The 9948-nt window shown below is 70.9% G+C and carries 10 protein-coding genes; 5 read left to right on the top strand and 5 right to left on the bottom strand.

Features of this window, described 5'->3' with window-relative positions; genetic code table 11:
* Positions 1-204: 204 nt before the first annotated feature.
* Positions 205-348, bottom strand: coding sequence for a hypothetical protein (locus tag ACW9J6_RS22500; protein WP_457118747.1), 144 nt, complete (start codon positions 346-348; stop codon positions 205-207).
* A 166-nt stretch (positions 349-514) separates the two neighbouring features.
* On the opposite strand from ACW9J6_RS22500, the gene ACW9J6_RS22495 reads away from it, so the two are divergent.
* Complete coding sequence (locus tag ACW9J6_RS22495; protein WP_457118746.1) at positions 515-1954, top strand: amidase; 1440 nt, start codon at positions 515-517, stop codon at positions 1952-1954.
* Between the two features lie 99 nt (positions 1955-2053).
* Positions 2054-3343, top strand: a complete 1290-nt coding sequence (locus ACW9J6_RS22490) for a PQQ-dependent sugar dehydrogenase (RefSeq protein ID WP_457118745.1) — start codon at positions 2054-2056, stop codon at positions 3341-3343.
* Positions 3344-3532: 189 nt separating this feature from the next.
* On the opposite strand, the gene ACW9J6_RS22485 is transcribed toward ACW9J6_RS22490, so the two are convergent.
* Positions 3533-3859 (bottom strand): type II toxin-antitoxin system YhaV family toxin, encoded by a 327-nt coding sequence (locus ACW9J6_RS22485; RefSeq protein ID WP_457118744.1) that lies wholly within the window; start codon positions 3857-3859, stop codon positions 3533-3535.
* A gap of 127 nt (positions 3860-3986) precedes the next feature.
* Positions 3987-4940 (bottom strand): GlxA family transcriptional regulator, encoded by a 954-nt coding sequence (locus ACW9J6_RS22480; protein WP_457118743.1) that lies wholly within the window; start codon positions 4938-4940, stop codon positions 3987-3989.
* A gap of 130 nt (positions 4941-5070) precedes the next feature.
* On the opposite strand from ACW9J6_RS22480, the gene ACW9J6_RS22475 reads away from it, so the two are divergent.
* Complete coding sequence (locus ACW9J6_RS22475; protein WP_457118742.1) at positions 5071-5988, top strand: alpha/beta fold hydrolase; 918 nt, start codon at positions 5071-5073, stop codon at positions 5986-5988.
* Positions 5989-6086: 98 nt separating this feature from the next.
* Entirely contained in the window at positions 6087-6575 is a 489-nt protein-coding gene (locus ACW9J6_RS22470) for a DUF302 domain-containing protein (protein ID WP_457118741.1), read from the top strand.
* A 204-nt stretch (positions 6576-6779) separates the two neighbouring features.
* Here ACW9J6_RS22470 and ACW9J6_RS22465 read toward each other — a convergent pair whose 3' ends face one another.
* Both ACW9J6_RS22465 and ACW9J6_RS22460 read right to left on the bottom strand, forming a co-directional pair.
* Positions 6780-7565 (bottom strand): transporter substrate-binding domain-containing protein, encoded by a 786-nt coding sequence (locus ACW9J6_RS22465; protein ID WP_457118740.1) that lies wholly within the window; start codon positions 7563-7565, stop codon positions 6780-6782.
* A gap of 343 nt (positions 7566-7908) precedes the next feature.
* Positions 7909-8790 carry a YihY/virulence factor BrkB family protein gene (locus ACW9J6_RS22460; RefSeq protein WP_457118739.1) on the bottom strand — a complete coding sequence of 294 codons (882 nt, stop codon included), beginning with the start codon at positions 8788-8790 and terminating at the stop codon, positions 7909-7911.
* A gap of 156 nt (positions 8791-8946) precedes the next feature.
* Here ACW9J6_RS22460 and ACW9J6_RS22455 point away from each other — a divergent pair, with 156 nt between their 5' ends.
* Positions 8947-9837: a DMT family transporter gene (locus tag ACW9J6_RS22455; protein ID WP_457118738.1), complete on the top strand. Its 891-nt coding sequence runs from the start codon at positions 8947-8949 to the stop codon at positions 9835-9837.
* The last annotated feature ends 111 nt before the right edge of the window (positions 9838-9948 follow it).

Genomic DNA, 9948 nt, shown 5'->3' with positions numbered 1-9948 from the left:
GGTCCGCGTGTGTGGTGCGGTTCCGTCTGGTAGGGATTGGTGAGGGCGAGGGCGGCGCGCCCCCACGCCGCGGCGAGGCGGCCGAGAAGGCTCGTGAGCATCGCGTCCTCCTGCACGGGTCCCGGACGCAGGAGCATGCCCGACCCGGGGTTGCGAAACCGTTGCACCGGGATCGGGCGGCAGGAAGGCGGATATCCGGACCCGTCAGGGCAGGATCCCGGCCAGCGACAGGGCGGCCGCCAGGATCACCAGCAGGGCGCAGGCGAGGCAGTCGAGCGGCACGCGCTCCCACAGGGCGGGCGCGCTCGCGCGCGCCGGCGAGACGCTCTCGCGGGCGGTCGGGTTCATCGTCACCTCCGGACGGCCGGGATCGTCCGGCCGGCATTTCCTCGCGGGCGCCACCTCTGGCGGGTGCACGTCCCGCGCGCATCCTAGACCGGAACCGCGGGCCGCGACAGGGTTGCGGGCGCGGGCCGCGGCGTGCTCCGCTGGCCGGCTCCGCAGGACCCGCCCCATGCCCGATGCCGACCTCACGCGCCTCCACGCCACCGACCTCTTGGGGATGATCCGCGGCGGCGCGGTCTCGTGCCGCGAGGTGATGCGCGCGCATCTCGACCGCATCGCCCGGCTCAACCCGTCGGCGAACGCGATCGTGTCCCTGCGCGATCCCGACGCGCTCCTGGCCGAGGCCGATGCGGCGGACCGAGACCGCGCGGCCGGGCGCTGGCGCGGCCCCCTCCACGGCCTGCCCCACGCCGTGAAGGACACGGTGCCCGCCGCGGGCCTGCCCTGGACCCAGGGCTCGCCCCTGTTCCGCAGCCGCGTCCCGGAGGCGGACGCGCCCCACGTGGCGCGGCTGCGCGCCGCGGGCGCGATCCTGATCGGCAAGACCAACGTGCCGGAATTCGGCCTCGGCTCGCACACGGTCAACCTGGTCTTCGGCCCGACCCGCAACGCCTACGACCCGTCCCGCAGCGCCGGCGGATCGAGCGGCGGGGCCGCCGTCGCGCTCGCGCTGCGGATGATCCCCCTCGCGGACGGCAGCGACCATGCGGGATCGCTGCGCAACCCGGCCGGCTGGAACGGCGTCCTGGGCCTGCGGCCCTCGCCGGGCCGGGTCCCCCTGCGGACCGACGAGGTCTTCCTGCCCGACCTCACGGTGGCCGGGCCGATGGCGCGCTGCACGGCCGATCTCGGGCTGCTGCTGTCGGTGATGGCCGGGCCCGATCCGCGCCTGCCGCAGAGCCTCGCGGGCGACCCGGCGGCCTTCGCGGACCCGGCGCCGCGCGATCTCGGGACCCTGCGCATCGGCTGGCTCGCCGACCTCGACGGGCGGCTCCCGATGGAGCCCGGCCTCCTCCCCCTCTGCGAGCGGGCCCTCGCGGTCCTGGCGGGCGCGGGCGCGCGGGTCGCGCCGCTCGCCCTGCGTCACCCGTGGGAGGAGGTCTGGGAGGCGTGGCGGGTGCTGCGCGCCTGGCAGGCCGGCGGGGCGCTGGCCCCGCTCGCGCACGATCCGGCGGCGCGGGCGCAGCTGAAGCCCGAGGCGATGGTGGAGGTCGAGGCCTGCGCCCGCCTGGGCGCGGAGGCGATCCTCGCGGCGAGCGCGGTACGCAGCCGCTGGCACGCCCACCTGCTCGGGCTGTTCGAGACCGTCGACCTGCTGGCGCTGCCCTCCGCCCAGGTCTTCCCCTTCCCGGTGGAGGAGGCGTGGCCCCGCGCCATCGCCGGGCGGCCGATGGACGGCTACACCCGCTGGATGGAGGTCACGATTCCCGCCACGATGGGCGGCTGCCCGGCGATCAGCCTGCCGGCGGGCCGGGACGGGCGCGGCCTCCCCGCGGGCCTCCAGCTCGTCGCGCCGCACGGGAGCGAGGCGCTGCTGCTCGCCGTGGCGGCCTCCTACGAGGCGGCGACCGGCTTTCCCCGGGAGGCCCCCGCGATCACGGCCGCGTGAAATGCCCGACACGCGCTTGCTCCGTCATCCGCCCGTCCCATACTTCGTTCGTCAATGAAGCGGGGTCGATCGAATCGGCTCCATTGAGGGAGGACTGGGATGAGATCGGTGCTGATCGCGGCGCTCGGCGCGGGCGTCACGTTCGCGGCGGGCGCGCTGCTGGCCACGGCGAGCGTCGCCCAGGAGAATGCCGGCGACACCAAGGCCAAGGTCGACAACCTGGAGAAGCTCCAGGGCTTCAAGACCACCGGCGTCAGCGAGCCGCCGCTCGTGCCGCAGACCGGCCGGCGGGCCGACGCCATCAACAAGACCCTGCAGAAGATCAAGCTGCCGGACGGCTTCAAGATCGCCCTCTACGCCATCGTGCCGGATGCCCGCGCCATGGCGGTCGGCCCCAATGCCGGCGTGGTCTTCGTCGGCACCCGCAAGTCCAAGGTCTACACGGTGACCGACCGGGCCAAGGACCGGGTGGCGGACGAGGTCAAGGTGTTCGCGCCGGGGATCGACTTCAAGATCCCGAACGGCGTCTGCTTCTCGCGCGACGGCGTGCTCACCGTCGTGGAGCAGAACCGGGTGCTGGCCTTCCCGGCGGCCGAGTTCTTCTACGAGGGCGCGGACGTCGCGGCCGGCGTGGTGGTCAAGCAGGGCGAGCTGATCCCGGCCTCCGAGGAGAGCTACAACCACACCGCCCGGGTCTGCCGGATCGGGCCGGACGGCAAGCTCTACATCGCGCTGGGCCAGCCCTACAACGTGCCGCCCAAGGAGAAGGCCGACCTCTACGCCCGGACCGGCATCGGCGGCATCATCCGCATGGATGCGGACGGCAAGAACCGCGAGGTCTTCGCCACCGGCATCCGCAACTCGGTGGGCATGGACTTCGCGCCCGACAAGACGCTGTGGTTCACCGACAACCAGGTCGACGGGATGGGCGACGACCAGCCGCCGGGCGAGCTCAACCAGGCGACGAAGCCGGGCACGAATTTCGGCTTCCCCTGGTACGGCGGCGGCGCCGTGCGCACGGTCGAGTACAAGGACGACCCGGTGCCGGCGAACGCGGTGCCGCCGAAGGCCGAGTTGCCGCCCCACGCGGCCGATCTCGGCATGATCGTCTACACGGGCAAGATGTTCCCCGAGAAGTACCGGGGCGGCGTCTTCACGGCCGAGCACGGCTCGTGGAATCGCACCACCCCGATCGGCGCCCGGGTGATGTTCGTGCCGGTGAACAAGGACGGCAGCGCGGGCAAGCCCGAGCCCTTCGCGGAGGGCTGGCTCAACGAGAACGGAGAGTATCTCGGCCGGCCCGTCGACGTCGCCACGCTGGCCGACGGCTCGCTCCTCGTGTCCGACGACACGGCGGGCGCGATCTACCGGATCTCCTACGAGAAGTAGAACGTCCTCCGGCGAAGGGGCCGCCGGTTCGTCGGAGAACCGGCGGCAGGATCCATGATCGAGAGCTGCGCTCGATTGCCATGCGATCGGGCTCAGCTCCGGAGGCCGTTGCGGATCGGCGTGAAACCTCGATCGCTCAGCGGTGTGGGCCGGGGCGGCCCTCCCATGAGCGAGCGACTGCGCGGCCACTCACCGCGACGATCCGGCGCGAGCGCAGGCCCGGCCCTCCCTGCCCGTGGCCTTTTCCAGCCGTTCGCCATCACCTTTTCCGGACGATGCCGCAAGCAAGGCCGCCCGGTCGTCGGGCGGGTTGCCCTTGTTCAGCATCTCCTCGAAGACGTGATCGGCGTCCGACTGGGCGCCGCAGGTTCGCAACGTGTTCCCGTCATTGACCCAAGCAAAGATGATGATCTTGGCTTTGCTGTCATGGCGGAAAAGTACTCGGAAACGTCCGTTGCCGAACTCGGCTCGGAACCAATGTTTCCGAGCTGCGGGGCCCGTGAGCGGACGTTCCACGGTGGGTTGTCCGCGCGGAAGCCGTCGGCGCAGCCTCAGGCGGATACGCGCGAGGCAGCCGGCGACGCCGTCTCGAGATCCGCGGGAGGGGCGGCCCCGCATCCCCGACAGCGGCCCCATCGACGGCTCAAGCGGTCCGGGACGCCTCGTGATGACGGGCATTCCGCTTGATGACCTGAGGTGGCTGACCGAACGCCCGCAGGAAGGCTCGCCGCATCCGTTCCCGGTCGGCGAAGCCCGTCTCCTGGGCCACAGTGTCGAGCGAATGCCGGCCGTCCTCCAGCATCGTCCGGGCCGCATCCAGGCGGAGGTTCTCGACGGCCTTCGCGGGTGATTGGCCAGTCTCCTCCCGGAAGATGCGGCTGAACTGGCGCGGGCTCAGATGGGCGGCGTCCGCCAGTTCCTCCACGGAGAGCTCGTTTCTCAGGTTGCTCCTGGCGTAGGCCAGGACCTGATGAACCCTGTCGGATCGCGGTTGAAGCTCCAGCAGCGCGGAGAATTGCGACTGGCCACCCGTCCTGCGGTGGTAGACGACAAGATTCCTCGCGATGGCTTTCGACATCTCGGGCCCCAGGTCGTCCTCGACCAGAGCCAGCGTCAGGTCGATCCCGGCCGTCATGCCGGCCGAGGTCCAGACGTTGCCGTCCGAGACGAAGATGCGGTCGTCATCGACCTTGATCGACGGATGAAGCCGCTGCAGGTCGCGGGCGTGGGCCCAGTGGGTTGCCGCCTTCCTGCCGTTGAGCAGGCCCGCCTCGGCCAGGAGGAACGCCCCCGTGCAAGTCGCGGCGACGCGGCGCGCGGTGGCCGCCGTCTCGCGCAACCGTTCGATGAGACCGGGGGCCGACGCATCGACCTTGATCGAGCCCACCACCATGACCGTGTCGAAGCGCCGGCCGGAGAAAGGCTGCGTCTCGATCACCATTCCGATGGAGGTCCGGATCGGCCCGCCCCCCTCGGACAGGAAGGACACGTCGTAGAAGTCCCGGCCGAGCTCCAGGTTGGCCAGCTCGAAGGCCGTCAGAGGGGCCAGGTTCATCACCTGGAATCCGGGGAACAGGACGACACCGATGGACGGCATGGAGAGCCCCGCGTCGAATGTCCGAAAAAGTTGGATATTCGACATATGGGATATGAAGGGGCGCGTCTAGGTTCGATCGCAACAGGCGTGGGTGACACCCCACGCCGGCCCCCGCCCAGGAGCTTCCCCCGTGACCGCGCAAAGCATCACCACCCTCGGCCGAGAAGCTGAGGACTATACCCGCTGCTGGCTCGCCTCCGGCGAGATCGCCGTCGCGACCCTGCGGGACGGGACGCGCATCCGCTATGTCCGGGTGGGCTGCGGGCCGAACCTCGTCCTGACCCACACCGTGCGCACGCAGCTCGACCTGTTCCAGCGCGTGATCCCGTTGCTCTCGCCCCACTTCACGGTCTTCGCCCTCGACTTGCCGGGCTTCGGCTGGTCGGACCTGAAGCCGGACGCTCCGAAGGATGAGCCCACCCTGCGGGCGGCCCTGCGGGAGTTCATCGCGACTCTCGGCATCGAGCGCCCGATCCTCGCGGGCGAGTCCATTGGCGCGACGCTGTCGCTCTCGCTGGCCGCCGAACTCGGTGACGAGGTCGAGCGGGTCTTCGCCTTCAACACCTACGACTACCTGCCGGGGCTGGAGCGGTCGAACCTTCTGGCCTCGATCATCATCAAGAGCGTGCGGGCGCCTGTCGTCGGCCCAGTCTTCGCGGCGCTGGAGAACCGGACCATCACCGGCGGCATCATGAACGGGGGTTTTCACGACCCACGCAGCCTGCCCTCCGACCTCTTGGATGAGTACGCCCGGGTCGGCGGTCGGGCCGGTTACAGCAGGGCGGCGCGAACGCTGCTCAAGGCCCTTCCGAGCTTCGTCGCCGCCCGCGCCCGCTATCGCCCGGTCACCGCGCCGGTCACGCTGGTCTGGGGTGACAAGGACTGGTCAAACCTGCGGGACCGCGCCGGCGTCGAGGCTGCACTCCCCTCGCCGGAGGTCATCACCCTCGACCGGACGGGGCACTTCAGCGCCCTGGAGCGTCCCCAGGCCTGGGCCGACATCATCCTCGCGCGGACGGCGAAGTCGAAGATCGCGGCGATCCGCTGACGTCTCGCGGTCTCGGCCATCCGGACCCCAAACCGCAACGAGCAGCCGTCGTGGCTTGCGCCCCATCCCCTCACTCAGACAAGCGAGGATTGACATCCATGGCCGACCAGATGACCTCGACCCACGTCACGGTCGAGCACGTGACGCTGCGCTCGCCCAAGACCTTCGAGGCGGTGCGCTCCGCCCTGGAGGCTTCGGTGCCTCCGGTCGACCACGCCTACGCCAAGCTGCTGCTGGACGGGAAGGTGGATGAGGCGCGCGATCTTCTCGAACGGCAGGCGCCGCTCTCGATCTTCGGCGCCCGCGACCATGGCGGTCTGCTTCTCACCGCCGGGCTGACCCGCAGGGCCGTCCAGTACGACATCGGCAATCCGCTGACGGCCGCGCGGATGACCCGGCACGTCCTCTCGGCCGCCCTCTACGCGCCGATCCGGGTTCTCCTGCGCGAGGATGCCGAGGGTGGTGTCGCCTTCGAGTACGATCGCCCAGCCACCACCTTCGGGCAGTTCGGGAACTTGGAGGTCGACGCCGTTGCGGCCGACTTGGACGATCAGCTCCGGAACGCGCTCGCCGCCGCAGCGGCTTGACTTGAAACGAGGAGGGGACGGGCTGCTTGCCAACCGTCGTGTTCGTTGATCTTCGTCCACCAAATTGCCGGGAAGCAGACGGTCCGAGTGTCCGAGGTGGGCCGCGAGCAGTCTTGCGAATGGGCCGGCAAAAAAGGCCCGAAAGATCGGCAGATCATGTCTTGTCCAGAGCAGGATCCGATCGCGCTGCCCTCGGCTCCTGCTCTAAGGTGGTAGCGACTCCGTGGCGGCGCCTCTCAACCCTGCTCGGTCGGCCGTCCGAGCGACGAGCCCGCTCGCCCGAGCTTGTTCGACAAAACCGCGCAGCCACGCGAGCGCCACCTCTCGGCCTTTCGGGATCGCGATCGCGACGTGCTCGACGCCCCACCGTCCGGGCAGTACGCGGGACCCGGGTATCCCGTCCGACGTCTCGAACAGGATCGGCTTGTTGGTCGCGTAGGCGACGATGGCGCCACGCGCGAACATGGGCGCGACATCCTGCACGGTCGGCACGATCACGATCTCCGCGTGTTGGAGGATGCCGGGGAGCGTCCGCTCCGAGGTGCTCCCCTTCGTGACGCCCACCCTGACCCCCTGCCTGTCGATCTCTCCCGCAGACGCGATCAGCGAGCCGGCGGGAACGAGGTAGCCGAGTTCCAGGGAGAGGAGCGTCGGGCTGAAGTCGACCTCTTTGGCGCGAGCCGGGGAGGCATTGCTGACCGTGAGATCCACCGCTCCGGAGGACATGGCGGCGACCACCTCGGCGACCGTCCGAAACGCGATCCGCCGAACCGGCACCCCGAGTTGCCGGGCCACCTCATCTCCAAGTTCGGCACTCATGCCCCGCGTCTCGTTGGTTGCTCGGTCGCGCACCATTGAGAGCGGACTTCCGGGATAGACGCCGACCCGCAAGGCTCCCGTCGGCGCCATCTCGACCGCTACGCCTTGTGCATGGGCGGTGAGCGGCAAGGGGCACGAGACGACCATGGCGAGCAGAAGATTGCGCATCATCGCTGCATAGCCTCCACCGCCCGCGTGGCGATCGATCCACACGAGCGTCAGCCTAACTCAACTTAAAGGTGCGAACCCAGGCGCCTTCCGCATGTGAGGACAGGGCTCGGGAGTGCGATCCGGAAACCGAACTCAGAGCGGGCGTTTCCGCCGTCCGCAACGGGTCGGACGCGGTCCCTCGCACGATCAAGCTGATTGGGTTTCGACCCCAGCAAAGCGCCCGCCGCAGCGGGGGCTGGCGGCGGGCGAGTCAGGTCTCCGTCTCGAGAGATCCGCGAGGAGGAGACCACGGGCCCCACCGCCCCGCATCACCCGTTTGGGGGAAGCGCGGCGGTGGGCGTCCTCACATCAGCTTGATCGTGTCCTTTCGGCTCTGGGCCTTCGCCTGGAGCCGGCGGCGGCGGGCGGCCAGGAGCGTGCCGTTCACCTCGCCCCCGTACAGGAACATCGCGGCGAGCCAGTAGACGAAGATCAGGAAGACCATCGCGGTGGCCAGCCCCCCGTAGGTGGAGACGTAGGCGTTCGAGAAGCGGTCGAGATAGGTGCCGAAGCCGAGGCCGGCGAGCACCCACATCCCGAGCGTCACGGCGACGCCGGGCAGCACCATGTGCCAGGGCCGGCGCCCGGCCGCGATGAACTTGTGGGCGATCACCAGCACGAGGGCGATCAGCAGGGCGGTGAGCCCCACGCGCACCACCGCGATGGTGAGCCCGAGGGGTTCGAGCCCCGGCGCCACCAGGATCAGCCCCCGCCAGATCAGCGGCCCCAGCACCACCAGGAAGGTGAAGGCCAGCATCGCGAAGGCGCCGCAGACCACGTAGCCGATCGATTCAAGGCGCGTCAGCCACCAGGGCCGCCCCTCGCGCAGCCCGTAGGCGCGGTTGAGCCCGACCCGCAGGCTCTCGACGCCGCTCGACGAGAAGTAGAGGGCGAGCAGCGCGCCCACCGTCAGGAGGCCGCCCCGCTGCTCGGTCAGCACCCGGTGCACCTCGGCGGCGACGGGGGCCGCGACCTCGTGGGGCCAGACGTCGAAGAGCAGGTTGCTGGCCTCGTCGGCGAGCGACTTGGTGCCGAACACGCTCGCCAGCGCGGTGAGCAGGATCAGGAACGGGAACAGCGAGGTCAGCAGCGACAGGGCGATGTGGCTGGCGATGGCCCAGCCGTCATGCGCGACGAAGCGCTGGGCCGCGATGGCGGCGATCTCGAGGGCGGTGCGCAGGCGCATGGCGGGGCGTCTCTACACCGGATCGGCACGGGGGCGGGAGCGGAAATCGGTCCGGGCGCGGCCGCCCCCCATGCGTCACCATGCGTCAGGCGCGCGGCGCGCACGCGACCGTGGCAGTTGCGTCCGGCCCGCGGCCGTGCTGCCTGCCTGGGCAGGATGATCACGCCCGCGCCAGATTCCGCCGCCCTCGCCGCGCGACTCGCCCCCGTTCTGTTCGTCCTGATCTGGGCGACGGGCTTCGTCGTGGCGCGGCTCGTGGCGCCCCACGCCGACCCGCTCACCTTCCTGTCCCTGCGCTTCTTCGCCACGGTCGCGGTGCTGGGGGCCATCGCGCATCTCGGCCGGGCGCCCTGGCCGCGGGGCTGGCGGGGCTGGCGCGACGCGCTGGTGGCCGGGATCCTGATGCAGGGCCTCTACCTCGACGGCGTGTTCTGGGCGGTGAGCCGGGGCCTGCCGGCGGGCATCGCCGCCCTGGTGACGAGCCTGCAGCCGCTGCTCACGGCATTGGTGGCCGGGCCACTCCTCGGCGAGCGGGTTTCGGCGCGCCGCTGGTTCGGCATCGCGCTCGGATTCCTCGGCGCCGGGATGGTGCTCGCGCCCAGGATCGGCGCCGCCGCCGGCGCGATCCAGCCCGCCGCGCTCGCGGTCTGCTTCGGCGCGACGCTGGCGATCACCTTCGGCACCCTGTGGCAGAAGCGCACGGCCGCGGCGGTCGACCTGCGCACCAACGCGGCGGTGCAGTTCCTGGGCGCGGGCCTGATGACGCTGCCCCTCGCCCTCATCCTGGAGGAGGGGCGGTTCGACGCCTCGGTGCCGGTGCTGGCCGGCCTCGCCTGGGCGGTGCTCGGCCTCTCGGTGGGCGGCATCCTGATCCTGCTCGGGCTGATCCGCCGCGGGGCAGTGTCGGGCGTGGCGGCCCTGTTCTACCTCGTGCCCCCGGTCGCGGCCGTGATGGCCTACGCGCTGTTCGGCGAGGCCCTGGTACCGCTCCAGGTGCTCGGCATGGTCGTGGCGGTCGCCGGCGTCGCGGTGGCGGGCCGCGGCTGAGACGGTCCATGGCCGGGAACGACCGGCCCGGCGCGACGGTTCACCGCCCCCAAAGGTCGGGCCTTCGTCGGACGAGGCGGGGCTCTACAAGCCGGCGCGAACGCCGCTATC

The organism is Methylobacterium sp. JK268, assembly GCF_054052225.1.
This window is presented reverse-complemented; position numbering and strand designations above follow the sequence as displayed.